This window comes from Streptomyces sp. NBC_00457 (assembly GCF_036014015.1).
Classification (GTDB): domain Bacteria; phylum Actinomycetota; class Actinomycetes; order Streptomycetales; family Streptomycetaceae; genus Streptomyces.
The window spans coordinates 2718733-2744998 of sequence record NZ_CP107905.1 but is presented as its reverse complement, the minus strand read 5'-3'; the positions used below and the strand labels follow the sequence as shown (position 1 = coordinate 2744998).

Sequence of the window (26266 nt, the reverse complement as noted above, 5' to 3'; positions counted from 1 at the left end):
AAACCTACGTACCCGCCCTGCACCCTTTCGTGTCATCGACTCCCCTGGACGAGTCCGTCCCCCTACACGGGCCGCTGCAACACCGTCATGCTCCGGTCCACCAGCGTCAGCCGGTCCCCGGCCTGCACCTTCGCTCCCGTGCCCGGCGGAACGCCGTCCGCGCGAGCGGTGTCGACGACCACCTCCCACTGGCGGCCGTGATTGACCGGCACCACGAAGTCCAGTGACTTGTGCGAGGCGTTGAACATCAGCAGGAACGAGTCGTCGCTGATGCGCTCGCCGCGCGAGCCGGGCTCCGAGATCGCGTTCCCGTTGAGGAACGCCGTCAGCGCCGACGCCTGCGCCGAGTCCCAGTCCCGCTGGACCATCTCCTTGCCCTCGGGGGTGAACCAGGCGATGTCCGACAGCTCGTCGTGGGTGCCCTCCACGGGCCGGCCGTGGAAGAAGCGGCGCCTGCGGAAGACGGGGTGCTCCTTGCGCAACCACACCAGCGCGCGCGTGAACGCGAGCAGCTCACCGCCGTCCTCGGAATTCTCGGGCCAGGGCACCCAGGCCAGCTCGTTGTCCTGGCAGTACGCGTTGTTGTTGCCGCCCTGGGTGCGCGCGAACTCATCCCCGTGGCTGATCATCGGCACACCCTGGGACAGCATCAGCGTGGCGACGAAGTTGCGCATCTGCCGCCGGCGCAGCTCCAGCACCGCCGGATCGTCGGTCTCGCCCTCGGCCCCGCAGTTCCACGACCGGTTGTGGCTCTCGCCGTCCCGGTTGTCCTCGCCGTTGGCGTGGTTGTGCTTGTCGTTGTACGACACCAGGTCGTGCAGCGTGAAGCCGTCGTGGCAGGTCACGAAGTTGATGGAGGCGAGCGGACGTCGGCCGTCGTCCTGGTAGAGGTCCGAGGAGCCCGTGAGCCGGGAGGCGAACTCCGCCAGCGTGCGCGGCTCGCCCCGCCATACGTCCCGTACCGTGTCGCGGTACTTGCCGTTCCACTCGGTCCACAGCGGCGGGAAGTTGCCCACCTGGTAGCCGCCCTCGCCCACGTCCCACGGCTCGGCGATCAGCTTCACCTGCGAGACCACCGGGTCCTGCTGGACCAGGTCGAAGAACGACGACAGCCGGTCCACCTCGTGGAACTGCCGGGCCAGCGTCGCCGCGAGGTCGAAGCGGAAGCCGTCGACGTGCATCTCGGTGACCCAGTAACGCAGCGAGTCCATGATCAGCTGAAGGACGTGCGGCGACCGCATCAGCAGGGAGTTGCCCGTGCCGGTGGTGTCCATGTAGTAGCGCGGGTCGTTCGCCAGCCGGTAGTACTGCGGATTGTCCAGGCCCCGGAAGGACAGCGTCGGGCCCAGATGGTTGCCCTCGGCCGTGTGGTTGTAGACCACGTCCAGGATGACCTCGATACCGGCCTCGTGCAGCGCCCGCACCGCCGACTTGAACTCCAGGACCTGCTGGCCGCGGTCGCCCCAGGAGGCGTACGCGTTGTGCGGGGCGAAGAAACCGATCGTGTTGTAGCCCCAGTAGTTGTTCAGGCCCATGTCCACCAGACGGTGGTCGTTCACGAACTGGTGGACCGGCATCAGCTCCAGCGCGGTGACGCCCAGCTCGGTGAGGTGCTCGATGATCGCCGGATGCGCGAGGGCCGCGTACGTGCCGCGCAGCTCCTCCGGCAGCCCCGGGTGCCGCATCGTGAGGCCCTTGACATGCGCCTCGTAGATGACGGTGTGGTGGTACTCGGTACGCGGGCGCCGGTCGTCGCCCCAGTCGAAGTACGGGTTGACCACGACCGACGTCATCGTGTGCGGGGCGGAGTCGAGGTCGTTGCGCTCGTCGGGCGCGCCGAAGTGATAGCCGTACACCTCCTCGCCCCACTCGATCGAACCGCTGATCGCGCGCGCGTACGGGTCGAGCAGCAGCTTCGCGGAGTTGCAGCGCAGGCCGTGCTCGGGGGCGTACGGGCCGTGCGCCCGGAAGCCGTACCGCTGGCCCGGCATGACGCCGGGCAGGTACGCGTGCCGCACGAACGCGTCGCTCTCCCGCAGTTCCACCGCCGTCTCCGAGCCGTCGTCGTGCAGCAGACACAGCTCTACTCGGTCCGCGGACTCCGTGAAGACCGCGAAGTTGGTCCCGGCGCCGTCGTACGTGGCACCGAGTGGATACGCCTCTCCAGGCCAGACCTGCATGGATACGACTCTTTCAGGTGTGCCTCGCCGCTGGGGGCGCCTTGGCCCCGAGTCTCCCCGAAAGTGAGGGAACCTCCTATGACTTACGTCCCTCTTACCTCACGACCAGTGCATACACACGTATGCCGAACCAGTGGGGCAACAGGTACTCCCAGGGATGTCGGGGGAGTAGGGGGCAACAACGTGCGCAACGCAGTGCACCGTCATCTGGGCAAGGTGGTGGCCGGGGCCGCCATCGCGGTGGCCTCGACCGCCGTGATGGTCGCCGTCACCCTTCCGGGGTCGGCGGGGGCCGACGAAACGGATGGCCGGCAGGCGGCCGGCGGGGCCGGACAGCAGGCGGTACCGGGGCAGGGCGAGGCCGTCGCACCCGGTGTCGTCGAGGAGGCCCCGGCCGAGGGCGAGAAAGGCAAGGGCAATGACCCGCTGACCGACGACGAGATGAAGCGGGCCGAACAGCTCGCGGTCAACCGGCAGTTGCTCAACGCAAGCGAGGACGTCGAGGGCGAACGCGGACCGCAGCGCGTGAGCATCGACCTGGCCGAGCCGGAGGCCGACTCCGGCGCCGGCGCGGACGGGCCCCGGCGTGCCGACGTGACGTTCTACGACTACCGGGACGACGCCCTCGTCACCAGGACCGTCGACCTCGACACCGGCAAGGTCGTGGAGACCACCAGCCGGCAGGGCGTCCAGCCGCCGCCCAGCCGGGCCGAGAGCATCGAGGCGGCGAGCCTGCTGATCGCCGATCCGCTGGGCGCGGACCTCAAGGCGGACTACAAGGACGCGACCGGCAAGGAACTCACCTCACCGGACCAGCTGCGGCTGAGCGGAGGCATCTACCGGGCCTCGCCGGGCGCCCAGCCCGCCGTACTGGACAAGTGCGGCGAGCACCGCTGCGTACGGCTGTTCACGAAGGTCAAGAACGGGTCGTGGATCGACACCATGTCCCTGGTGATCGACCTGAGTGCCCGCAAGGTCGCCGACCTCGACGGCTGAGCCGACCCTCCGTCCACTTTTCCAACCCGCACCTCCTGCAGGGAGTCACTTCTTCATGCGCGTGCAGAACAGAATCAGCCGTGCCCACCGCCGGACGGCGGCCCTCGGTGTCGCCGTGGCCGCGCTGGCCACCGGTCTGACGACCGGGACCGGACCGGCCGCCGCCCAGCCCAAGACCGCCGCCGCGGCCGCCGCCGACTGCAGCGCCGCCTACCGCATCGAGCAGAAGCTCACCGGCGGCACCACCTGGCGGATGTGCTGGAGCTACCACAGCAAGGCCGGCCTCGTCCTGGACGACATCTCCTACCAGCCCAAGGGCGAGGCCAAGCCGATCAAGGTGCTCAACAGCGGCCGGCTCGGCCAGATCCACGTCCCGTACGACGACGGAAACGCGGAGTACGACGACCTGACGGGCCAGGACTTCGCCAAGGACCTGATGCCGCTTGCGCCCGGCGAATGCCCCGGCGGCACCATCAAGACCGTCAAGGTCCCGGACCCGCACGAGGGCGAGAACCCGAACGTCAAGGGCCTGTGCACCACCACCCGCGCGCGGGGCCACGCCTACCGGATGCAGGGCGACACCGCGAACAAGGTCTTCCAGGCCCAGGGCAAGGACCTGCTCGTCTACACGGTCAACCAGGTCGGCTGGTACGAGTACATGACCGAATGGCGCTTCCAGGACGACGGCACGATCAACATGAACGTCGGCGCGACCGGCAGCCTCTCCCCGGTCGACTACGACGCGGGCGACGGACGCGGCTGGCCGATCGGCAAGGGGCCCAAGGCCAAGGCCACCAGCCACAGCCACAACGCCTTCTGGCGGCTCGACTTCGCCCTCGACGGCTCCACCAAGAACCGGGTCGAGCAGTACGACTCGACCGTCTCCCCGCCTCGCGGCCAGCAGTTCGCCCCGACGACCAAGACCACCAGCACCAAGGTCACCAAGGAACTCGCGGGCGACGCCAAGGGCTACCGCTGGTGGCGGATGGTCAGCGCGACCGGCAAGAACAAGGACGGCCACGCGCGCTCGTACGAGTTCGTCCCCGGCCCGAGCACCAAGTACCCGGGCCGCAGTTTCACCAAGCACGACATCTACTTCACCCAGTACAACAAGTGCGAGCTCTTCGCCAGCAACAACCCGGGCTGTGCCGGCTCCCACCCCAAGTCCGTCGACAAGTGGGTCGGCGGACAGACCCTCAAGCACCCCGTGGCCTGGGTCAATGTGGGCTTCCACCACATAGCCCGGGACGAGGACCAGCAGCCCATGCCGGTCCACTGGCAGGGATTCTCCATCGCCCCGCGCGATGTCACCGCCATGAATCCGCTCACTCCGGCTGAGCTGGCCGATCAGAACGGCAATCCCATGGACGGTAGTTGAGAAACGGTCCGTCCATCCGGCTGCACCTCGGGCCGCTCCCGGAGTACCCTTCCTTGATCGTTGACACGGGGAGTGCTCGGGGGAGCGGAAGGCGGTGCGCGGGTGGGCTCGGGAGGGCTGGAGCTGCCCCCTGGTGACGAGGGTCACGAGGGGAACTCCACAGACGCCCCGCCCGGCACGGTGTCCTTGGCCCGTCCGATGGACACGGGCTCCATCGGACCGGAGCTGGACTGGGACGCCGAGGCCTGGCGCGAGGTACGTACACGCGCCCAGCGAGCCGGCCGGGCCTACATCTGGCTGAACCTCGTCGAACAGCGGCTGCGCGCGGTCGTGGCCGCTGTTCTGCGTCCCATCTACGAACCCGTCCACGGCGACGAGTGGGTGGTCGCCGCGGCCGGACCCGCCGGGCAGGAGTGGGTGCAGCGCGCGGTCGCGGTACGCGAAGTCAGCCGCCGCAAGGGCTACTTGCTCGACCCGGCCGACGACAACGTGCTCAGCTTCCTCACCCTGCCGCAGCTGCGCGAGCTGATGGTGCAGCACTGGCCGTGCTTCGAGCCCTACTTCGACGAGCGCCGGGACGTCGAACTCGCCCTGGACGAGCTGGAAGTCACCCGGAACGTCGTCTCCCGCAACCGGGCCCTGTCCGAAGCGGTCCTCAACCAGGCCGAGCGGGCCTCCGCCCGCCTCCTCGACATACTCGGCACGGGCACCGACGTACCGTCCGCGCGCCGGCTGCCCGTCGACGCGGTCGAGGACCTCGTCGGCGACCGGTACGCGGACGTGGTCGCCGTGCACCCCGACCGGGTGCGGCTGCTGCGGCAGTTCCCCGCCGAGGACATCTTCGGCGGCGCCCGCCGGCTCGACGCCGTCGGTATCGGCCTCAACCTGCTCGTGCAGAACTTCTCCGGGCGACGGCTGGTCCGGCTGGCCGAGACGGGCTGCCGGGTGCGGCTGCTGTTCCTCAACCCGGCCTCCAGCGCGGTCAAGCGCCGCGAGCGTGAACTCGGCATCAAACGCGGGGAGTTGAGCCGCGCGGTCGAGATGAACATCCTGCACATGCGGCGGGTGCGGTCCAGGCTGCGCGACCCGGGCGCCTTCGAGATCCAGGTCTACGACGAGACGCCGCGCTTCACCGCCTACCTCGTCGACGGCGACGGCTCGGACGGGATCGCCGTCGTGCAGTCCTATCTGCGGCGGGCGCGGGGCATGGAGGCGCCGGTGCTGGTGCTGCGCAACGGCAACAAGGTGGTCAAGCCGGGCGAAGTCGATGAGAGCGGGCTGTTTCCGACGTACCGCGAGGAGTTCGAGCAGGCTTGGGCGGATTCGCGGCCGGTGTCCTGACAAGTCCCCCACCGGGTAAGCGGAATGCCGGTCCTCTGATTGTCAGTGGCCCATGGGAAGGTGGAGACCACTGGGGGAAAGCACCACCGAGAAGGGGGGCCAGGCATGGGCTGGCACCGAGAGCTGCTGATCGGCTTCGACCTGGAGACGACGGGCACGGACCCGCGCAAGGCGCGGATCGTCACGGGGGCCGTGATCGAGGTCAGGGCCGGGCAGCCCATAGGGCGCCGGGAGTGGCTGGCCGATCCCGGGGTGGAGATCCCGGCGGACGCGGTGGCGGTACACGGCATCAGCAATGAGCGCGCCACCGCCGAGGGCAGGCCGGCCGACCAGGTCGCGAACGCCATCGCGGACGTCCTGGCGACGTACTGGAAGACGGGCGTTCCGGTCGTCGCCTACAACGCGGCCTTCGACCTGACCCTGCTGGCGGCCGAGCTGCGGCGCCATGGCCTTCCGTCGCTGCGTGACCGCCTGGGCGGCGTCGACCCCGCCCCGGTCATCGACCCGTACACCATCGACCGGTCCGTCGACCGCTACCGCCGCGGCAAGCGCAACCTCGAAGCGGTCTGCGCCGAATACGGCGTCGCCCTCGACTCCGCCCACGACGCCACCTCCGACGCCCTCGCCGCAGCGGAACTGGCCTGCGCCATAGCCACCCGCCACCCCAAGATCGCCGCCCTCGGCCCGGCCGAACTCCACCGCCGCCAGATCGACTGGTACGCCGAAAGAGCCGCCGACTTCCAGAACTTCCTGCGCAGCAAGGGCGAGGCAGACGCGGTGATCGACGGGACATGGCCACTGCGGGAACCGGCGGAGGAGACAGTGCCGGGCGAGGCGATCTGAGCCCGGTGGGCGAGACGAACCGCGTGTCGGTGGAAGAGGCGGGGCGGACGGAGTCGGTGGACCGGGCGAAGCCATGCGTCACGTTCGGCGCGGCGGTTCGGCCGTGAACCGGCCCGCGACAGGGATGCGCCGGGCTTGATCCCCGTCGCGATGCCCCCCTCCCTCACGCCGGTGCGGGCGTTGCGATGCGTTCGATGCGGGGCTTGGCCAGTCGCTCGTAGTCGGCGCCCGAGATGAGCAGCGAGCGGTCGAGCCGGGCCGCGTTGAAGTACATCTTCGGCTGCGCCACGACGTCCGGATCGGCGACCAGTTCGAGGTCGGGATCGAAGCTGAATGGCAGGACGGTGCCGGGGACGGCACGGGCCAGCCGCTCGGCGGTCTCCGGGTCGCTGAAGGCGACGTAGCGGGCGTCGAAAAGCGCCCGGACCGCGTCCAGGTCCACCCGCCGGTCGCCGGGGACGACCGCGAGGACGTGACGTGTGGTGCGGCGGTCCACCTTGACCCGCAGCACGATGCACTTCGCGGCTTCGTGGGCCGGGTGCCCGCGCAGGGCGCAGACGGCTTCCGTTGAGCCTTCGGGTTCATGGTCGATCAGGCGGTAGTCGATGTGGGAGGCGTCCAGCAGGGAGGTCAGGTGCTCGTAAGTGTCGTGGTGGGGGAGGTCGTGGTGGGCGTGCTCGGGCATGCGGAGTCCTTGTCGCGATCCTTGTCGAGGGCCGGGGCGGAGAGGAGCCGGGGTTCTTGTGCGCTTCGGTGGGCCCGTTCCACGGCCTGCCCCCAGTAGGTGCCGGCGAGCATCAGGGCCGCCCCGAGGCCGGTGAGCGGGGTGAGGTGTTCACCGCCTAGCGCCACGCCCACCGCGACCGCCCACACCGGCTCGGTGCCCAGCAGCAGGCTGGCCCGGCTGGCGGAGGTGCGCTGCACGGCCCAGGTCTGCGCGAGGAAGGCGAACACGCTGCAGAACAGGGCGAGATAGACGAGCTGGGCCCAGGTCGCCGGGTCCGCACGGACCAGCGTCGGCAGGTCCAGGGCCGCGGCCGGCAGGAACAGGGCCGTGCCGACGAGCGTCTGCACGGTCGTCAGGTGCAGGGGACGGATCGCCCGCCCGGTAGTGAAGCGGCCGACGAGGGCGACATGCCCGGCCCGGATCAGCGCGGCGCCGAGCATCAGCAGGTCGCCGAGGCGGAGCGCGTGGAAGCCGTTGCCGGACATGAGCAGACCGACGGCCAGGACACAGACACCGGTCGCGGCGAAGAAGGAGACAGGCAGTGCGCCGCGGTGGCCGCCGCGGTCGAGGAGCGGGGTGAGGACGATGGTCAGGCTGATGATGAGGCCGGCGTTGGCGGCGCTGGTGTGCGCGACGCCGTACGTCTCCACACCCAGGACCGCGGCCTGCGTCACCCCCAGGGGCACGCCGGCCCGCAGCTCGTCACGCGTCCACCGGCGTGACCCGCGCCAGGAGGCGACCAGGCCGAGACAGGCGACGGCGGACAGGGCGTAGCGGGCGAACAGCACGAGAAGGACGGGGAGCGCGGCAGTGGCCGTCTGGGCGGACAGATAGCTGGAACCCCAGACGAGCGCGACAAGGAGGAGTACCGCATCGGTACGGCGGACGTTGGACACGCGCCCACAGTGCACCGGAGACATCCTTGAAGCCCAGTGCCACCTTCTAAAACAACCATTTAGCGGAGCTACAGAGTTCTACACTGGGGCGATGGACGAACGGCAGCTGCGGATCCTGCGGGAGCTGGGCGAACTGGGCAGCGTCACGGCGGTCGCCGAGGCGCTGCTGGTGACGCCATCGGCGATCTCCCAGCAGCTACGGCTGCTGCAGCGCGCGATCCCGGTCCCGCTCACCGAACGTCAGGGGCGCCGCCTGGTGCTCACCGACGCCGGACTGGCGCTGGCGGGCGCGGCCGTCGAGGTGGAGACGGCGCTCGCGCGGGCGCGGCACACGGTCGAGGCGTTCGTCGGGCGGCCGGACGGGGAGGTGTCGGTGGCGGCGTTCCACAGCGCGGGCGCGGCGTTCTTCCCGCTGCTGCTCCGTGCGCTGGCCGGCCCGGGCAAGCCGGTGCCGAGGCTGGCCGACGAGGACGTGCCCCAGGAGGACTTCCCCCGACTGACCCGGGACTACGACCTCGTCCTCGCCCACCGCCTGGAGCACGCCCCGCCATGGCCGGACATGGTGGCCACGACGACGCTGCTGCGCGAGCCACTGGATGTGGCCATGCCGGCCGACCACCCCCTGGCCGCCAAGCGCCGCGTCACCCCACGCGACGTGGCCGACGAGCCGTGGATCACCGTGCACGACGGTTTCCCCGTCCTGGCAGTCATCGAGGCCATCGCCGCAGCGGCCGGCCGTCGCCTCCATCTCGCCCACCGCATCAACGAGTTCGCGGTCGTGGCCGAGGCCGTGGCGGCCGGAGGCGGTATCGCCCTGATGCCACGCTGGACGATGCGCCCACACCCCGAGCTGGTCCTCAGACCCCTCAGCGGCGTCCAGGCAAGACGCCACATCGACGCGGTGCACCGCCCCGAGCGCACAGCAAGGGCAGCTGTTCGCACGGTTCTGGCCGAACTGCGCCGCGCCGCGCGAACCATCCGGGACGTCGACCGCGACAGCGAGGAGACGCGCTCAGGGTTCGCGGCAACGAGGACACCGCTCGCGAACTCGCGGACAGAGCCACCCAGTTGAGCTTCCCTGTGTTTGCCCCCGCGGAGTAGGCGCCTGCCGCGCAGGCTGGTTATAAAGGAACATCGTGTGTCACCGTCGGGGGGCGAGGATGGCGCAGCTGAAGACCTTGGAACCGCAGTTGATCGGTGGAGTCTTCCGCTCATCCGCGCCCGTCGGTATCCGCTTGGCGATGCGCCTGTTGCGGAGAGTGCCGAGGCCGTGTCGGGAGGCTGCTCGCCTGCTGATCAGCCTGCTGTACTGGCCGCTGACAGCCAAGACCAAGATTCTGCTGATCAGCCTGGTCGCGTCCGTCACCCTGCTGGGACTGGCAGAAGCGGGCGGAGCCCTGGGACCGTCGCCTGACCCGGACAGACGGTGGGCGCTGGCCCACTTGTTCTCCGCCGATGCCGAACTGAGCGGCGTAAGCCTGTCCCTCCTCCAGGATCTGGCCGGCCTGATCGTGTTGACTGTTGTCTTCGTCACGCCCCTCTTCTGCTGCCAGCAAGTGCAGGCCATCGCCGACTTCGTTCAGATGAACGAGCGCAATGGCGGAGGGACCCGGCTGTCCCCCGAACAGATCCGTCGACACGACACGCTGGTCCGCAAGACCAACGCGTGGTTCCGAATGCTGGGCCGCAGGAGTGTCTCCGCGGGCATCATGGTGGCCGCGGCGACTGGCACGATCGCGCTGTACGCCTTCGTCAACGCTCATGGCCTCATGGAGACATGGAATCCGACCGCGCTCCCTGACGCGATCTGGCGCGACGAGGTCTACGCCGGTTGGTGGGCCAACTGGCACACCCACCCCGAAATGGCGGTGGCCTTGTGTGCAGCCGGCACCTACGCCTTCCACTTCCTGGCCAAGCAATTGGTCATGGGCGTCGTCTTCACCGGCTACCTGTATCGGTCCGCGGCACTCGGTTTCGGGGTGACGCCGAACATGAGATTCGACAGCGACGGTTTCCAGGGGCTGCGTCCGTTGCGCCGCTTCATGCTGTGGACTTATGGCTCCGCCTTGGCTCACATGATCGGCTTGCTGGTCCTCTTCATGGTCTGGCTGCCGGCGTCACCTTGGATGGTGTTCATTGTGCTGGGGGTGATGCTCGTGGACATGGCTGTGATCGTCTATCCCTCCTCGATCGGTTACCACTTCGCGTTGGATGTCAAGAAAGCTCACGTCGAGTCTCTGTACGCAAGCGGCCTTCCCAGTGATGAATGTGACGCGGCGGTAGCGCGGATCTGGTCCACTCCCGTGCTTCCGGTCACGACCCGCAAGGCCGTGACCGGAATCGGTCTCTATCTACTGGCCCCTGCCATGCCTGCCCTGATCCAAGTGCTGTTCCAGCATCTTTGAGAGGTCGCCAACACTCAGCGGGCATCGGACAGTTCAGCAGGTGTCAAAAGGAATACCACCGCACCGTCTCATCCCCGTCCCGCAAAGACGCCACCCGTCGCTGAAACTCGGCCAACGCGGCAGGGTTGCTCGGCGCATGCTGGGCGACCCACGCGCAACTGGCGGTCTCCCGGGCGCCGCGCAGCACCGAGCACCCGTCCCACTCGCGCACATCCCAGCCATACGCGTCGGTGAAGGAGTCGTACGCCGCCGCAGGGAGCCCGTAGCGGTCGCGGGAAAGGGCCATGACCACCAGGTCGTGCTCCCGCAGATCAGTCGAGAACGTCTCCAGATCGACCAGCACCGGCCCGTCCGGCCCGACATGCACATTGCGCGGCAGCGCGTCGCCATGGATCGGCCCGGGCGGCAGACGCGGGACCAGGGCAGCCGCGGCCGTCGCGAAGCCGTCCCGGCGCGCACGCAGAAAGGCCGCGTCGGCGGGAGAGATCGCGTCGCCCGCAAGCCGCAGCCAGCGTTCCACCCCGCCCAGCAGATCGCGGGGCGGCAGCTCGAAGGAGGGAGAGGGCAGTGCGTGGACGACCCGTAGCAGTTCGGCCAAATCCCGCGGCTCCGCGGGCCGTACGGGATCGGGCAACCGATGCCACACGGTCACCGGATGCCCCTCGACCAGGAGTGCCTTCGGCGCGGCGGCACGCACCGCCGGCACACCCGCCGCCTCCAGCCAGAGCGCGATGTCCAGTTCCCGCCGGGCCCGGTCCAGGAGTTCGGCGTCGCGGCCCACCTTGACGACCAGGTCACCGGCGGCGAACACGGCGTTCTCACCCAGGGCGAGCAACCGCGCATCCCGTACCGGTCCGGGCAACACCCCTGCCGCGGCCAGCACGTCCCGCGCCCGTGCCTCGTCCATCGTCCACCTCCGAGTGATCCCGAGTGATCCTGAGTGATCCCTGTGCGTCCGCGTACGGCGTCACCTTCCCGCCATCCGCCGGTCAGTGTCGCATTCGCACAGGTCGCGCCGGGCGCGCGGTGTCTTGACGACACCGACCGCCTTCACGACCATGACGGGGCCCGTCCGAGCCGCGCAAAGGGGCTGATTCCGTGACATTGGTGACCGAGGTGCGAGGGGAGGGCGCGGCGAAACGCGCGCCGAGCACCGGCCGGAAACGCCCTGCCGCCGACCACGGCGCCTGGTTCCTGGTCTTACCCGCCCTGATCCCGATCCTCCTGCTGAGCGTCGGACCGCTGCTGTACGGGATCCTGCTGGCGTTCACCGACGCCCAGTCGGGCCGCACCGAGCCCACGGAGTGGATCGGCACGCTCAACTTCCGGGATCTGCTGCACGACACGCTGTTCTGGGAGTCGTTCCGGATCGGGTTGGTCTGGGCCGTCGGCGTGACCGTGCCGCAGTTCCTGCTCGCCCTCGGGCTCGCCCTGCTGCTCAACCAGGAGCTGCGCCTGAGATGGCTGGCCCGCGCGCTGGCCATCATCCCGTGGGCGATGCCCGAGGTGGTCGTCGGCGTCATGTGGCGGCTCGTCTACAACCCGGACGCGGGCATCCTCAACGAGACCCTGCGCGACCTCGGCCTCGGCGACGGCCGGGACTGGCTCAGCGGCCTGGCGACCGCCCTGCCCGCGGTGATCGTCGTCGGCGTCTGGGCGGGCATGCCGCAGACGACGGTCGCCCTGCTCGCCGGGCTGCAGAACACCCCGCGCGAACTCCACGAGGCGGCCGCGATGGACGGCGCGGGCGCCTGGCGCCGGTTCCGTACGGTCACCTGGCCCGCCCTCAGACCGGTCGCGCTGGCGATCACCGCGCTCAACTTCATCTGGAACTTCAATTCGTTCGCGCTGGTCTATGTGCTGACCAGCGGCGGACCCGGCGGCCGCACCCGCCTGCCCATGCTGTTCGCCTACGAAGAGGCCTTCCGCTATGGGCAGTTCGGCTATGCGGCGGCGATGGGATGCGTGATGGTCGCGGTGATCTCGGTGCTCCTCGCCGTCTTCCTCGCCGGCCGTCTGAGGGGAGGACAGGACACATGAGGACCAGCCAGGCGGCCCGCGCGGGCCAGTACGCGGCGCTGCTCGGGTATCTCGTCTTTCTCGCCTTCCCCTTCCTCTGGCTGATCTCGACCGCGTTCAAACCGCCACGCGAGCTGGGCAGCCTGCACCCCACCTGGATCCCGGAGAACCCCACCCTGGCCAACTTCCGCCAGGCCTTCGACGAACAGCCGCTGCTGCACGCCGCGCTCAACTCCCTCGTCGCGGCGCTCGGGGCCGCGGTGATCGCCGTACTGATCGCGACACCGATGGCGTACGTCATGGCCCGGCACCGCACCCGGCTCGCGAGGGCCGCGACCGGCTGGGTGGTCGTCAGCCAGGCGTTCCCGCTGGTGCTGGTGATCATCCCGCTGTTCCTGGTGCTCAAGAACCTGGGGCTGATCAACTCGGTGCCCGGACTGGTCATGGTGTACGTGGTGTGGGCGCTGCCGTTCGCGCTGTGGATGCTCGTGGGGTACGTACGCGCGGTGCCCGCAGAGTTGGAGGAGGCGGCGGCCGTCGACGGCGCCGGACGGCTGCGCACCCTCGTCTCGGTGGTCGCGCCGCTGCTCGCGCCGGGGATCGTGGCGACGGCGCTGTTCGCGTTCATCACCGCGTGGAACGAGTTCTTCTTCGCGCTCGTGCTGCTCAAGACACCGGAGAAACAGACGCTGCCGGTCGTGCTCACCCACTTCATCGGCGCGGAGGGCGTCGCCGACCTCGGCCCGCTCGCCGCCGCCGCGTTCCTCGCCACCCTGCCCTCGCTGGTCGTCTTCGCGCTCATCCAGCGACGGATCACGGGCGGCATGCTCGCCGGGGCGGTGAAGAGCTGATGCGGATCCGATGGATCGCCGCGCTCGTCACGGGGCTGCTGCTCACCGGCTGCACCAGCGGCGACGACGTGGCCGACGACGGCCGCGTCACCCTGCGCTTCCAGTCCCTCGCCTGGCAGGAGGAGTCCGTCGCCGCCAACAAGGAGCTGGTGGCGCAGTGGAACGCGTCCCATCCCGACGTCAAGGTCGAGTATGCGCAGGGGAGTTGGGACAGCGTCCACGACCAGCTCCTCACCTCCTTCGAGGGCGGCGAGGCGCCGGACATCATCCACGACGCCTCGGACGACCTCGCGGACTTCGCGTACGGCGGCTATCTGGCCGACCTCACCGACCTGCTGCCGCGGCGGCTGAAGTCCGACATCCCGCAGCGCAGTTGGCGCACGACGACCTTCGGGGACGGGATCTACGGCGTGCCGTTCCTCCAGGAGCCCCGCGTGCTCATCGCCAACGCGAAGTGGCTGAAGGAGTCCGGCGTACGCATCCCGACACCCGAACGGCCGTGGAGCTGGGCGGAGTTCCGGCGGATCACCGAGCAGCTCAGCGGGGACGGCACGTACGGCGTGGCCTGGCCGCTCAAGGAACCCGTCTCCGCCACGCTCAACCTGTCCCTGTCCACCGGCGGACAGCTGTTCCACCGGAATCAGGACGGCAAGGTCACCATCCGCTTCGGGACGGCCGACCAGGTGGTGCCGGACACCATCCACGACCAGGTCAACACCGACCGCAGCGCCTCGCCCACGACTCTCGGCAGCGGAGGCTCGGACACCCTGCCCGGGTTCTTCGGCGGGAAGTACGCGATGGTGCCCCTCGGCTTCTCGTACCGCCAGCAGATCGTGCAGCAGGCTCCCAAGGGCTTCGACTGGCAGGTGCTGCCTGCCCCCGCCGGAGCCGACGGGCTCGCCCAGGGAGTCAGCCCGCAGACGCTGTCCGTGGCCGAGGACAGCCCGCACAAGAAGGAGGCCGCCGAGTTCATCGACTTCCTGCTCCGGCCGGAGAATATGGTCCGACTGGCCCTGGGCGACTGGATGCTCCCCACCGGCACACAGGCACTGAAGGACCCCGCCCTGCACACCGCCGAACACGACTGGGCCACCGGCACCGCCCTCGCCGCCCACTTGCGCTCGGCACCCGCGCAGTCCGTCCGCGGCTATCCCGAGTGGAAGGACAAGGTGGCCACCCCGGCGTTCCAGGAGTACTACAGCGGCGCGATCGGACGGGACGAGCTGCGGGAGCGGCTGGAGGAGGACGGGAACCTGGTGTTGGCGCGCTACCAGCGCTGACAGCCCATATACTCCGGTTGCACGAGACGTATCGTCTCGCATACTGTCGTTCACATGACCGCCCCCGCACACATCGCCATGTTCTCCATCGCCGCCCACGGCCACGTGAACCCGAGCCTCGAAGTGATCCGCGAGCTCGTGGCACGCGGGCACCGGGTCACGTACGCGATTCCGCCGGCCTTCGCCGAGAAGGTGGCCGGGACGGGCGCCGAGCCCAAGCTCTGGAACTCCACACTGCCCGGCCCCGACGCCGATCCGGAGGCCTGGGGCACCACCCTCCTGGACCACGTCGAGCCGTTCCTGAACGACGCGATCCAGGCGCTGCCCCAGCTGATCGCCGCGTACGAGGGCGACGAACCGGACCTCGTGCTCCAGGACATCACCGCCTACCCGGCCCGCGTCCTGGCTCACCGCTGGGGCGTGCCCGCGATCTCGCTCTCCCCGAACCTCGTCGCCTGGGAAGGCTATGAGCAGGAGGTCGCCGAGCCCATGTGGGAGGAGCCGAAGAAGACCGAGCGCGGGCGTGCCTACTACGCCAAGTTCCACAACTGGCTGCAGGAGAACGGGATGACCGAGCACCCCGACCCCTTCGTCGGCCGCCCCGCCCGCTCCCTCGTCCTCATCCCGAAGGCCCTCCAGCCCCACGCCGACCGGGTCGACGAGAGCGTGTACACCTTCGTCGGCGCCTGTCAGGGCGACCGCTCGCACGAGGGCGACTGGCAGCGGCCGGCCGGCGCGGAGAAGGTGGTCCTGGTGTCGCTGGGATCGTCCTTCACCAAGCAGCCCGGTTTCTACCGCGAGTGCGTCAAGGCGTTCGGCGAGCTGCCGGGCTGGCACCTGGTCCTCCAGATCGGCAGGCACGTGGACCCCGCCGAACTGGGCGCCGTACCGGACAATGTCGAAGTACGGTCCTGGGTCCCGCAGTTGGCGGTCCTCAAGCAGGCCGATCTGTTCGTCACGCACGCCGGGGCGGGCGGCAGCCAGGAGGGAATGGCGACGGCCACGCCGATGATCGCCGTACCGCAGGCCGTGGACCAGTTCGGCAACGCGGACATGCTCCAGTCGCTCGGCGTGGCCCGGCACCTTCCCATGGAGGAGGCGACCGCCGAGGCGCTGCGCACCGCCGCCCTCGCGCTCGTCGACGATCCCGAGGTCGCCCGGCGGCTGCGGAGCCTCCAGGCCGAGATGGCCGAGGAGGGCGGCACGCGGCGGGCGGCGGACCTCATCGAGGCGGAGCTGCCACGGAAGAAGTGAGCAGGAGAGAGGGCCCGTTGGCTCCCCTGTAGCCAACGGGCCCTCCGTTCGGGGTGAGGTCAGACCCTCACCGGCTCGCCCTCGTCGTCCCGCGACGGCGTTTCCCGCGTCACGGCCTCGGGCGCCTCGTCGTGCGTGAGATCCGGCATCCGGTTCAGCCACTTCGGCAGATACCAGTTGCGCTCGCCCAGCAGTGCCATCACCGCCGGGAGCAGCACGCCCCGGATGATCGTCGCGTCGATGAGCACCGCGGCCGCGAGGCCCACGCCCATCTGCTTCATGGACTGCATGGACAGCGTCCCGAAGATCGCGAACACGGCGACCATGATGACCGCGGCGCTGGTGACGACGCCGGCCGTGGTGACCACACCGTGGGCGATCGCGTCCTTCGTCGTACGGCCGCGCAGTCGCGCCTCGCGGATCCGCGAGACCACGAACACGTGGTAGTCCATCGACAGGCCGAACAGGATCACGAAGAGGAACAGCGGCAGCCAGGTGATGATGGCGCCGACACCCTCCGCGCCCACCAGGGACGCGCCCCAGCCGTGCTGGAAGACGGCGACGAGGATGCCGTACGCCGCACCCACCGACAGCAGGTTCAGCACGATCGAGGTGATCGCGATGGTCAGCGAGCGGAAGCACAGCAGCATCAGCAGGAAGGCGAAGACCACGACGAACACGAAGACCGGGACGACCGCTCCGGCCAGCTGGTCGTTGAAGTCCTTCGAACCGGCGACCTGTCCGGTGATCGGCGCCTCGACGCCGTCGACCTTGCCGAGCGTGGCCGGCCGTACCTCGTCGCGCAGCTTGTCCAGGCTCGCGCCCGCCTTGTCCAGGTCGGAGCCGCCGACCAGCGGGACGTAGACGAAGGCGACGTTCTGCGCGTCGTGCAGCTTGATGTCCACCGGGCCGCGCGAGGCCCCCGAACTGATCGCCTGCTCACGGAAGTCCGTGAGCGCGGCCTGCACCTGGGGAGCGTTGATGTCGTCGGCCTTGACGACCACCTCGGCCGGCTCGGAGCCGCCGGGGAAGGCGTCGTTGACGCGGTTGTACGTCTGCACGATCGGCAGCGAGTCGCCGAACTCCTGGTCCAGCGTGAGGTTCTGCGTCTTCATGCCCACCGCAGGAGCCGCGATCGCCAGCAGTACACCGGCCGCGACGACGACGGAGGCGAGCGGCTTCGCGAGCACGCCCTTGAGGACGGCGGTCCAGAACCGGCTGTCCGAGCCGCCGCCCTTGCGCTGACGGCGGCGCAGGAACGGAATCCGCCCCTTCTCCACCCGTCCGCCGAGCAGCGAGAGCAGCGCGGGCAGGACGGTCACGGAGCCGACCATGGCGACGGCCACGACCATCAGCGAGGCCAGGCCCATCGCCTCGAACTCGGCGAGCCCGGTGAACAGCATGCCCGCCATCGCCACGCACACCGTGACACCCGAGACGATGATCGCGCGCCCACTGGTGGCGGCGGCGATCCGCAGCGCGGTCTGCGCGTCCCGGCCGGCCTCCCGCTCCTCGCGCTCGCGGCGCAGATAGAACAGGCAGTAGTCGACGCCGACGGCCAGACCGACCAGCAGCATCACGGAGTTGGCGGTCTCACTCATCGGCATCACATGGCTGACGATGCCCATCAGACCCATCGTCGCCATGATCGCGGTGATCGCCAGCAGCACCGGCAGCAGCGCCGCGACCAGCGCGCCGAAGGCGATCAGCAGAATGCCGAGGGCCACCGGCACCGCCGAGAACTCGGCCTTCTTGAAGTCGTCCCCGAACGCGTCGTCGAACGTCTTCATCATGCTGGCGGAGCCGATCTCCTCGATCCGCAGCGCCTCATGGTCCTTCTGAACGTCCTCGACGGCCTTGAGGACCGGCTCGACCCGCTCGCCCGCGGTCTCCGCGTCCCCGCGAATGTCGAACTGCACGAGCGCGCTGCGGCCGTCCTTCGAGATCGTGTCGCTCTCGTACGGCGACGTCACGTCCGTGACCTCACCGGTCCCCTCGACCGCCTTGACCACGGACTCGACCGCGGCCCGGAAGTCAGCGTCCGTGGCCTTGACGCCGCCGTCCTTCGCCTGGATCAGGACGGTCTCACCGGCCGGCTCGTCGATCCCGGCGTCCTCGATGATCCTGGCGGCGGTGTGTGTCTCGCCCTTGAGCTGATCGCTGTCCTTGACGTCGACCCGGCCCGCGGCCGACCCCAGCCCCATCGCCAGGACGACGAACAGCACCCAGATACCGACGGCAGCCCATCGGTGCCGGGCGCTCCAGCCGCCGGCCCGGGCGGCGATGCCCCGCACCCGTATATCTCCGTTCCCCATGACGGGCTTGCCCCCTCGTCAACGGTGCCGGCCCCCTGCCGTCACCTCCACTTCGAAGGTATGGGCCGGATAAAGCCATCTCGTCGTGCTGCCCGGTGAAGTGCCCTGCCCGCGACTCATCACTTCGGATACCGAGGTCTCACCACTGGGGAGGACTGTGGTCCCTTACATCTACTCGGAGTTCTCGGGGGCGGGGCCCAGGGTGCCCCAGCCGCATAAGCTGGGCGGATGACGACATATGCGGCGCTGCTGCGCGGAATCAACGTGGGGGGCAGCAGGAAGGTCCCGATGGCCGAGCTGCGCACGCTCATGGAGGGCCTCGGTTACGACGGCGTACGCACCTATCTGCAGAGTGGCCAGGCCGTGTTCTCCAGCGGCCACGGCGACGAGGAATCCCTCGCCGCGGAGCTGACGCGGGCGATCGAGAAGCACTTCGGCTTCGGCGTCGACGTGATCGTGCGCGACCACGCCTATCTGAAGGCGGTCGCCGAGGCCTGTCCGTTCCCGGCCGCCGACCTCGAGGCCAAACAGCTGCACGTCACCTACTTCTCCGCGCCGGTCGGCCTCGACCGCTTCGCCGAGATCGACCAGGCCGCCTACCTCCCCGAGGAGTTCCGCCTCGGCGACCGCGCGCTGTACCTGTACGCGCCGAACGGCCTGGGCCGCTCCAAGCTCGCCGAGCACCTCTCCAAGCCCCGGCTGAACAAGGGCGTGATCGCCACGTCCCGCAACTGGAACACGGTCGTCAAGCTCGTGGAAATGACCAGTGACTGAGCACGATTCCGCAGTGAAGGCGGCCATCGAGGGCGAGTTGAGGCTGCTCGCCCCCGACGTCCGCCGCTCGCCCGAACTGCTCGGGGCGCTGCTGCACCCCGACTTCCACGAGTTCGGCGCGTCCGGACGGCACTGGGACCGCGCCTCGATCATCACCGCCCTGACCTCCGGTACGGACCCCAGCTCCCGCCACGTCGTCCCCTCCCACCTGCACGGCGTCCAGCTCGCCCCCGACCTGGTCCACCTCACCTACGACACGGAGAGCAACGGCACCCGGGCACACCGCAGTTCACTGTGGCGACGGGCAGGGGAGCGGTGGCTGTTGTACTTCCACCAGGCGACACCGTACTGCTCTCAGGCGTTCCCCCCAGAACGGGCTCAGGCGCCCACGGCCACCGGCATCGGCGTGCGTGCCGCGTCGTAGCGCTTCAGCAGTACCCGCGCCACCTCCGGTGCCGGGCCCAGCACGTCGGCCAGTACGTCTGCCTCGGTCGCGCCGCGGGCGATGCGGTCCGGCAGGAAGCCGGGGGCCAGGACGTACGGGGCGACGGCGATCTTCGAGCAGCCCAGGGACCTGAGTTCCCGCACCGCGTCCTCGGTGCGGGGCAGGGCCGCGGAGGCGAACGCGGGTCGCACGGCGCACCAACCGGTGTGCCACCACTCCCGCGCGATGTCGGCGATCACCGCGATCGCCTCCGGGTCTGTGGACCCCGCCGAGGCCAGCACGACCCCGGTCGAGGACTTGTCGGCGGGCGTCAGTCCCGCCTCGTACAACCGCCGTTCCAAGGCCTGCAGGAGCAGCGGGGACGGGCCCAGTACCTCCGCCTGGCGGATCCGCAGCCGCGGCGGGGCGTCCCGCAGTACGGCGGGGATGTCGGCCTTCGCGTGGAAGGCGCGGGTCAGCAGCAGCGGCAGGGCTACGACGTCCCGGACGCCCTCCGCCGCCAGGGACTCCAGCACGCCCTGGACGGACGGGACGTTGAAGTCCAGGAAGCCGGTCTCCACGCGCAGCCCCGGCCGCCGCGACCGTACCCGGCGTACCAGGGCATGGACGGTCGCGGCGTGCCGCGGGTCGCGGCTGCCGTGGGCGATGACGAGAAGGACCGGCTTCTTGGAGATCGTGTGCATGGGACTCAGCTCTTCACCAGCAGACCGCGGGTGCGCAGGACCCAGCGCTCCAGCGGGCTGAAGATCAGCAGATCGATGGCGATACCGACGAACAGGATGAGCAGGATGGCGAGGAAGACCGTCGCCATGCTGCTGTTGGTGCGGCCCACCTCCAGCAACTGGCCGAGTCCCACGCCCAGGTCCGGTGCCTGCGCGATGATCTCCGCGGCCATCAGCGAGCGCCAGGAGAACGCCCACCCCTGCTTCAGCCCCGCCACATAGCCGGGCAGCGCCGCGGGCATCACGATGTGCCAGGTACCGCGCAGTCCGGTCGCCCCCAGCGTCCGCCCCGCGCGCAGGATCAGCGGCGGCACCTGGTCGACGCCGGACACCAGACCGTTGGCGATCGACGGCACCGCGCCGAGCAGGATCACCGCATACATCATCTCGGGCTTCAGGCCCAGCCAGATCACGGCGGCCGGCACCCACGCCACCGACGGCAGCGACTGCAGCCCGGACAGGATCGGGCCGATCGCCGCGCGCACGAACTTCACCCGGGCCACGAGCAGGCCGAGCGGCGTGCCGATGACGAGGGCGAGCGCGAAGCCGAACAGGCCCCGCGAGACGCTCGTCCAGATGTAGTCGAGCAGCGTGCCCTTCAGCCACGCGTCCTCGACCTCGGCCCACACGGCACCGGGGGAGGGCAGCTTCGCGGGGTCGTCGACGATCTTCAGGGAGATCAGTCCCTGCCAGACGACGAGGACCACGGCGATGGCGATGACCGGCGGCAGGATCTTCTCGCGGAGGGTCTGCCGGAAGGGCGGCCGGCCGCTGACCGAGGTCTCCAGCGCGTCGAGGCCCGCCTCGATGCTCCCGGGGTCCTCCGTCGTCTTCGAGTCAGTGCTGGCCATGACGGCGGATCTCCCCACGCAGTACTTCGGTGATCTCGACGGACAGTTCCGCCACGGGCGCGTCCTCGATGCGGCGGGGCTGCGGGATGCCGACCGTCCACTCGCGGGCGATCCGGCCGGGCCGCGACGACAGCAGGATGACGCGCTGCGCGAGCCGCACCGCCTCACGCACGTTGTGCGTGACGAAGAGAACGGACACCCCGGTCTCCGCCCAGATCCGGGTCAGCTCGTCGTGCAGGACGTCCCGCGTGATGGCGTCCAGCGCCGCGAACGGCTCGTCCATCAGCAGCAGCCGGCTCTCCTGGGCGAGCGCGCGGGCCAGGGCGACGCGCTGGCGCATACCGCCGGACAGCTCGTGCACCCGCTTGCCGTGCGCGCCCTTGAGCCGGACGAGTTCGAGGAGTTCCTCGGCCTTGTCGCGGCGCTCGTTCTTCGCGACGCCCCTGAGTTTGAGGGCGAGTTCGATGTTCTTGCCCGCGGTCAGCCACGGGAAGAGGGCGTGCTCCTGGAACATCAGGGCCGGGCGGCCGTCCGTGGTGATGGACCCGGCGGTGGGCGCGTCGAGCCCGGCCACCAGGTTCAGCAGCGTGGACTTGCCGCAGCCCGAGGCCCCCAGGAGCGTGACGAACTCGCCGGGCGCGACATCGATGCTGATGTCGTCCAGCACGAGCTGCTGCCCGGCGGGGCCCGGAAACGACTTCGAGACGTGCTCGATCCGGGCGGCGTGTGCGGCCGTCGCGGCGTCGTCTGCGGCCTTGGCGAGGGTCGTGGTCGTGGCCATGGTCGTCACCTCCTGGGAACTCATCGGGTCGTTCGGTCAGCTCGCGCCGAGACCGGCGTCGTCGACGGTGCTCTCGCCCTCGGCCTTGAGGACCTTGTTGAGCAGCGTGAGGTCGTAGATGCCCTTGAGGTCGGGCTTCTCCAGCAGGCCGGCCTTGACCGCGTGCTCCGCCTCGGTGTTGAGGGTGGCGGCCAGCGGGTCGTCGGTGAACTGGATCGACGTCCAGGCCGGGTCGATGACCTCGGCGGGCAGCGCCTTGCCCGAGTCCGTCTCCAGCTGCTTGTTCGCCGCGGCCTTGGCCTCGTCCGGGTTGGCGTTGATCCACTTGTTGGCCTCGACCGAGGCCTTCAGCACCGCCTCGACGGCCTTCGGGTGCTCCTTGAGGAATTCCTGCCGCACGATGATGTTCGTGATCACGAACTTCTTGTCCGGCCACAGGTCCGACTCGTCCAGCAGCACCTTGCCGCCCTCGGCGACCAGCTTGGACGCGGTCGGCTCCGGCACCCAGGCACCGTCGATGGAGCCGGACTTGTAGGCGTCCGGCGTGATCTTGTTGTCGGTGCGGACCACGGAGACATCGCCCTTGCCGCTCTCCGCGTCGACCCTCCAGCCCTGCTCCGAGACCCAGTTGAGGAACGCCACGTCCTGTGTGTTGCCCAGCTGAGGAGTCGCGATCTTCTTGCCCTTGACGTCCTTCAGGGACTTGATCTTCTCCGGGTCGACGACCAGCTTCACACCGCCGGACGCCGAACCGCCGATGATGCGCAGGTTCTTGCCGCCCGACGCGGTGTAGCCGTTGATCGCAGGGGAGGGGCCGATCCAGCCGATGTCGATGGAGTCGGAGTTCAGCGCCTCGATCTCGGAGGGACCGGCGTTGAAGATCTGGTACTGGGCCTCGGTCGCGCCGAGCGCCTTCTGGAAGTAGCCCTTGTTCGCGCCCACCAGCGCGGTCCCGTGGGTCAGGTTCCCGAAGTAGCCGATCCGGACGGAGTCGAGACCGTCGATCTTCTCCGCTCCCGCGGCCACCTTGGCGGTGCCGTCGTCCTCGGCCTGAGAGCCGTAGCCGCAGGCGGCGAGGGTGAGGAGGGGGAGCGCGGCGATCACCGCGAGGGTGCGACGTACGGCGAATGTGGCAGGCACGGGAGGGGTTCCTCTCGGAGGCCCGGCGGTCACGGTCTCTCAGGTCGCGGCCGGGAGGGCGGCAGGTTTTCGTCTACGGCGGTGGGGGGTGAGGGCGCGCGAGCGGTGCGCGTACGTCAGCACGCACATCGCGCCACCCCGCCCTGCCCGCTGCCGAGAGCGCCGCTGCCGACGCGGCCGCCCTCCTTCGCGAACGTGGAGTAGACATCGGGGGAGTTCATGGTCAGAAGTCCCACCCGTCGTCGTCGCCCTCGTCCCGGACCGGCTCCGGGGAGGCGAACGACTCGCCGACCATGCCCGCGGTGAGCGTGGTGCCGTCGTTCGGGTCGATCAGGATGAACGAGCCGGTGCGGCGCGAGTCGGCGTAGGAGTCGACCGGCAGCGGCTCGGCGGTGCGGATCTTCACCCGGCCGATGTCGTTGGCGACGAGCTGTCCCGGGTGCGGGTGCAGGGACAGGTCGTCGAGGGTGAGCCGGGACGGGATGTCCTTGACGATCGCCTTGACGGTACGGGTCCCGTGCTTGAGCAGCACCCGGTGGCCCACGGTCAGCGGGGCGTCCGCGACATGGCAGACGGTCGCCTCGATGTCCTGCGTGGTGGGCGGGGCGTCCTTGCTGGGCACGATCAGGTCGCCGCGCGAGATGTCGATGTCGTCCTCGAGCAGGAGCGTCACCGACTGGGTGGTCCAGGCGACGTCGACGGGCTCGCCGAGCAGGTCGATACCGCTGATCTTCGTCGAGCGGCCGGCCGGCAGGACCGTGATCTGCTCGCCGACGTGGAACGAACCGGCCGCGATCTGGCCCGCGTAGCCCCGGTAGTCCGGGTGCTCGGCGGTCTGCGGCCGGATCACGTACTGCACGGGCAGCCGGGCGTGGCAGTGGCTCAGGTCGTGGGCGACGGGCACCGTCTCCAGGTGCTCGAGCACCGTCGGGCCGCCGTACCAGTCCATGACCGCGGACGGCTCCACCACGTTGTCGCCCGCGAGCGCCGAGATCGGGATCGCGGTGACCTCGGGGACGCCCAGCTCGGTCGCGTACGCCGTGAACTCCTCGGCGATCGCGGCGAACACGGCTTCCTTGTAGTCGACGAGGTCCATCTTGTTGACGGCGAGGACCACGTGCGGAACCCGCAGCAGCGCCGCCAGCGCCGCGTGCCGGCGGGTCTGCTCGACGACGCCGTTGCGCGCGTCGATCAGGATCACCGTCAGCTCGGCGGTGGAGGCACCCGTCACCATGTTGCGGGTGTACTGCACATGGCCGGGCGTGTCGGCGAGGATGAAGCGGCGCTTGGGCGTGGCGAAGTAGCGGTAGGCCACGTCGATGGTGATGCCCTGCTCGCGCTCGGCGCGCAGGCCGTCGGTGAGGAGGGCGAGGTCGGGGGCGTCCTGACCTCGCGAGGCCGACGCGCGCTCAACCGCCTCCAGTTGATCGGTGAGGATCGACTTGGAGTCGTGCAGCAGCCGTCCGACGAGCGTGGACTTGCCGTCGTCGACCGAGCCCGCCGTCGCGAAACGCAGCAGGGTGGTCTCCGACAGCTGCTCGACCGACAGCGGCTCGGTGGGTTCGGTGGTGCTGGACATCGTTAGAAGTACCCCTCGCGCTTGCGGTCTTCCATCGCGGCCTCGGAGAGCTTGTCGTCGGCGCGGGTGGCGCCGCGCTCGGTGAGCCGGGACGCGGCGATCTCGGTGATCACGGCCTCCAGCGTCGTCGCGTCGGAGTCGACGGCGCCGGTGCAGGACATGTCGCCGACGGTGCGGTAGCGGACCTGCCGCTTCTCCACCGTCTCGGTCGCCTGCGGCCCGCCCCACTCGCCGGCCGTGAGCCACATTCCGGCCCGCTGGAACACCTCACGCTCGTGTGCGAAGTAGATCTCCGGCAGTTCGATGCCCTCGCGGGCGATGTACTGCCACACGTCCAGCTCGGTCCAGTTGGACAGCGGGAAGACGCGGACGTGTTCGCCGGGTGCGTGGCGGCCGTTGTAGAGGTTCCACAGCTCGGGGCGCTGGCGGCGGGGGTCCCACTGCGAGAACTCGTCCCGCAGCGAGAACACCCGCTCCTTGGCGCGGGCCTTCTCCTCGTCGCGGCGTCCGCCGCCGAAGACGGCGTCGAACTTCTCCGCCTGGATCTTCTCGGTCAGCGGCAGCGTCTGCAGCGGATTCCGCGTCCCGTCCGGGCGCTCCTTGAGGACACCGCGGTCGATGTAGTCCTGCACGGACGCGACATGCAGCCGCAGCCCGTGCTGGGCGACCGTACGGTCCCGGTACTCCAGCACCTCGGGGAAGTTGTGGCCGGTGTCCACGTGCAGCAGCGAGAAGGGAATCGCCGCGGGGGCGAACGCCTTCAGCGCCAGATGCAGCATGACGATGGAGTCCTTGCCCCCGGAGAAGAGGATCACCGGCCGCTCGAACTCGCCCGCCACCTCCCGGAAGATGTGCACGCCCTCCGACTCCAGGGCGTCGAGGTGGGACAGGGCGTACGGGGTGTCCGTACCCTCCTGCGTCGTGACCACGGTCGTCATGCCAGTCCCCTTTCGGTGAGCAGGCCGTGGAGCGCGGCCGCGGACTCCTGCACGGTCTGGTTCTGCGACTCGATCCGCAGGTCGGGCGACTCGGGCTCCTCGTACGGGTCGTCGACCCCCGTCAGCCCGGTCAGCTCGCCCGCCGCCTGCTTGGCGTACAGACCCTTCACATCCCGCTCGCTGCACACGTCGACCGGGGTGGCCACATGCACTTCCAGGTACGGCGCCCCGCTCTCCTGGTGGCGCTTGCGCACCGCCTCGCGGCTGTCGGCGTACGGCGCGATCACCGGGACCAGGGCCTTGACGCCGTTACGGGCCAGCAGTTCGGCGAGGAAGCCGATGCGCTGCACATTGGTGTGCCGGTCCTCGCGGCTGAAGCCGAGGCCGGCCGAGATGAACTCGCGGATCTCGTCGCCGTCGAGTACCTCGACACGGTGGCCCTCCGCGCGCAGCCGGCCGGCCAGCTCGTACGCGATCGTGGTCTTGCCGGCGCTCGGCAGACCCGTGAGCCAGACGGTGGCTCCGGTCGTCACTTGCATCTCCAGGGTCGG

Annotated in this window: 23 protein-coding genes and 1 pseudogene; 12 read left to right on the top strand and 12 right to left on the bottom strand. The window is 69.7% G+C overall.

The features are described from left to right. Positions 1-62: 62 nt before the first annotated feature. A complete protein-coding gene (glgX, locus tag OG828_RS12535; protein WP_328354390.1) occupies positions 63-2180 on the bottom strand; it encodes a glycogen debranching protein GlgX in 2118 nt (705 codons plus the stop codon). Positions 2181-2363: 183 nt separating this feature from the next. On the opposite strand from glgX, the gene OG828_RS12530 reads away from it, so the two are divergent. The 4 genes from OG828_RS12530 to OG828_RS12515 all read left to right on the top strand — a co-directional run bounded on the left by OG828_RS12530 (position 2364) and on the right by OG828_RS12515 (position 6738). Beyond that, positions 2364-3176 (top strand): Tat pathway signal sequence domain protein, encoded by an 813-nt coding sequence (locus tag OG828_RS12530; RefSeq protein ID WP_328354387.1) that lies wholly within the window; start codon positions 2364-2366, stop codon positions 3174-3176. A gap of 55 nt (positions 3177-3231) precedes the next feature. After that, positions 3232-4554, top strand: a complete 1323-nt coding sequence (locus OG828_RS12525; RefSeq protein WP_328354384.1) for a copper amine oxidase — start codon at positions 3232-3234, stop codon at positions 4552-4554. A gap of 102 nt (positions 4555-4656) precedes the next feature. Further along, entirely contained in the window at positions 4657-5895 is a 1239-nt protein-coding gene (locus OG828_RS12520; RefSeq protein ID WP_328504859.1) for an SAV2148 family HEPN domain-containing protein, read from the top strand. Between the two features lie 105 nt (positions 5896-6000). Continuing rightward, on the top strand, positions 6001-6738 hold the full coding sequence (locus tag OG828_RS12515) for a 3'-5' exonuclease (RefSeq protein WP_328437936.1): 738 nt from the start codon (positions 6001-6003) through the stop codon (positions 6736-6738). A gap of 163 nt (positions 6739-6901) precedes the next feature. On the opposite strand, the gene OG828_RS12510 is transcribed toward OG828_RS12515, so the two are convergent. Both OG828_RS12510 and OG828_RS12505 read right to left on the bottom strand, forming a co-directional pair. After that, the gene (locus OG828_RS12510) at positions 6902-7423 is read right to left on the bottom strand and encodes a YbaK/EbsC family protein (RefSeq protein ID WP_328437935.1); all 522 of its coding nucleotides are present in this window, start codon (positions 7421-7423) and stop codon (positions 6902-6904) included. Beyond that, positions 7369-8361 (bottom strand): DMT family transporter, encoded by a 993-nt coding sequence (locus tag OG828_RS12505; protein ID WP_328437934.1) that lies wholly within the window; start codon positions 8359-8361, stop codon positions 7369-7371. Before OG828_RS12505 ends, OG828_RS12510 begins: the two co-directional genes overlap by 55 nt. Before the next feature lie 91 nt (positions 8362-8452). Between OG828_RS12505 and OG828_RS12500 the strand changes: the two genes are divergently transcribed. Together OG828_RS12500 and OG828_RS12495 are read left to right on the top strand one after the other, a co-directional pair. Continuing rightward, positions 8453-9433, top strand: a complete 981-nt coding sequence (locus OG828_RS12500) for a LysR family transcriptional regulator (RefSeq protein WP_328501170.1) — start codon at positions 8453-8455, stop codon at positions 9431-9433. 88 nt (positions 9434-9521) lie between these two features. Next, positions 9522-10766: a hypothetical protein gene (locus OG828_RS12495; protein WP_328354370.1), complete on the top strand. Its 1245-nt coding sequence runs from the start codon at positions 9522-9524 to the stop codon at positions 10764-10766. Between the two features lie 43 nt (positions 10767-10809). On the opposite strand, the gene OG828_RS12490 is transcribed toward OG828_RS12495, so the two are convergent. Continuing rightward, positions 10810-11673, bottom strand: a complete 864-nt coding sequence (locus OG828_RS12490; RefSeq protein WP_328501169.1) for a phosphotransferase enzyme family protein — start codon at positions 11671-11673, stop codon at positions 10810-10812. 191 nt (positions 11674-11864) lie between these two features. Here OG828_RS12490 and OG828_RS12485 point away from each other — a divergent pair, with 191 nt between their 5' ends. The 4 genes and pseudogenes from OG828_RS12485 to mgt all read left to right on the top strand — a co-directional run bounded on the left by OG828_RS12485 (position 11865) and on the right by mgt (position 16170). After that, on the top strand, positions 11865-12806 hold the full coding sequence (locus OG828_RS12485; protein WP_443062392.1) for a carbohydrate ABC transporter permease: 942 nt from the start codon (positions 11865-11867) through the stop codon (positions 12804-12806). Beyond that, on the top strand, positions 12803-13636 hold the full coding sequence (locus OG828_RS12480; protein WP_328501168.1) for a carbohydrate ABC transporter permease: 834 nt from the start codon (positions 12803-12805) through the stop codon (positions 13634-13636). Before OG828_RS12485 ends, OG828_RS12480 begins: the two co-directional genes overlap by 4 nt. Then, positions 13636-14916: an ABC transporter substrate-binding protein gene (locus OG828_RS12475; protein WP_328501167.1), complete on the top strand. Its 1281-nt coding sequence runs from the start codon at positions 13636-13638 to the stop codon at positions 14914-14916. The genes OG828_RS12480 and OG828_RS12475 overlap by 1 nt, the downstream gene beginning before the upstream one ends. Positions 14917-14924: 8 nt before the next feature. Further along, positions 14925-16170: pseudogene (mgt, locus tag OG828_RS12470) on the top strand (macrolide-inactivating glycosyltransferase). Positions 16171-16229: 59 nt separating this feature from the next. Here mgt and OG828_RS12465 read toward each other — a convergent pair. Further along, complete coding sequence (locus OG828_RS12465; protein WP_328501166.1) at positions 16230-18485, bottom strand: MMPL family transporter; 2256 nt, start codon at positions 18483-18485, stop codon at positions 16230-16232. A gap of 228 nt (positions 18486-18713) precedes the next feature. Here OG828_RS12465 and OG828_RS12460 point away from each other — a divergent pair, with 228 nt between their 5' ends. Both OG828_RS12460 and OG828_RS12455 read left to right on the top strand, forming a co-directional pair. Next, the gene (locus OG828_RS12460) at positions 18714-19259 is read left to right on the top strand and encodes a DUF1697 domain-containing protein (RefSeq protein ID WP_328501165.1); all 546 of its coding nucleotides are present in this window, start codon (positions 18714-18716) and stop codon (positions 19257-19259) included. Then, positions 19252-19683 carry a nuclear transport factor 2 family protein gene (locus tag OG828_RS12455; RefSeq protein ID WP_328501164.1) on the top strand — a complete coding sequence of 144 codons (432 nt, stop codon included), beginning with the start codon at positions 19252-19254 and terminating at the stop codon, positions 19681-19683. Before OG828_RS12460 ends, OG828_RS12455 begins: the two co-directional genes overlap by 8 nt. On the opposite strand, the gene OG828_RS12450 is transcribed toward OG828_RS12455, so the two are convergent. The 7 genes from OG828_RS12450 to cysC all read right to left on the bottom strand — a co-directional run bounded on the left by OG828_RS12450 (position 19638) and on the right by cysC (position 26254). Then, the gene (locus OG828_RS12450) at positions 19638-20387 is read right to left on the bottom strand and encodes a sirohydrochlorin chelatase (RefSeq protein WP_328501163.1); all 750 of its coding nucleotides are present in this window, start codon (positions 20385-20387) and stop codon (positions 19638-19640) included. The two genes, OG828_RS12455 and OG828_RS12450, sit on opposite strands and share 46 nt — an antisense overlap. A gap of 5 nt (positions 20388-20392) precedes the next feature. After that, a complete protein-coding gene (locus OG828_RS12445; RefSeq protein ID WP_328354343.1) occupies positions 20393-21277 on the bottom strand; it encodes an ABC transporter permease in 885 nt (294 codons plus the stop codon). Beyond that, complete coding sequence (locus OG828_RS12440) at positions 21264-22082, bottom strand: ABC transporter ATP-binding protein (protein WP_328354340.1); 819 nt, start codon at positions 22080-22082, stop codon at positions 21264-21266. The genes OG828_RS12445 and OG828_RS12440 overlap by 14 nt, the downstream gene beginning before the upstream one ends. Positions 22083-22094: 12 nt before the next feature. Further along, the gene (locus tag OG828_RS12435; protein WP_328501162.1) at positions 22095-23198 is read right to left on the bottom strand and encodes an aliphatic sulfonate ABC transporter substrate-binding protein; all 1104 of its coding nucleotides are present in this window, start codon (positions 23196-23198) and stop codon (positions 22095-22097) included. A gap of 223 nt (positions 23199-23421) precedes the next feature. Next, the gene (locus tag OG828_RS12430; RefSeq protein ID WP_328437923.1) at positions 23422-24777 is read right to left on the bottom strand and encodes a sulfate adenylyltransferase subunit 1; all 1356 of its coding nucleotides are present in this window, start codon (positions 24775-24777) and stop codon (positions 23422-23424) included. Between the two features lie 2 nt (positions 24778-24779). Beyond that, the gene (gene cysD / locus OG828_RS12425; protein WP_328501161.1) at positions 24780-25715 is read right to left on the bottom strand and encodes a sulfate adenylyltransferase subunit CysD; all 936 of its coding nucleotides are present in this window, start codon (positions 25713-25715) and stop codon (positions 24780-24782) included. Beyond that, positions 25712-26254 (bottom strand): adenylyl-sulfate kinase, encoded by a 543-nt coding sequence (cysC, locus tag OG828_RS12420; protein ID WP_328371787.1) that lies wholly within the window; start codon positions 26252-26254, stop codon positions 25712-25714. Before cysC ends, cysD begins: the two co-directional genes overlap by 4 nt. Between the last annotated feature and the right edge of the window lie 12 nt (positions 26255-26266).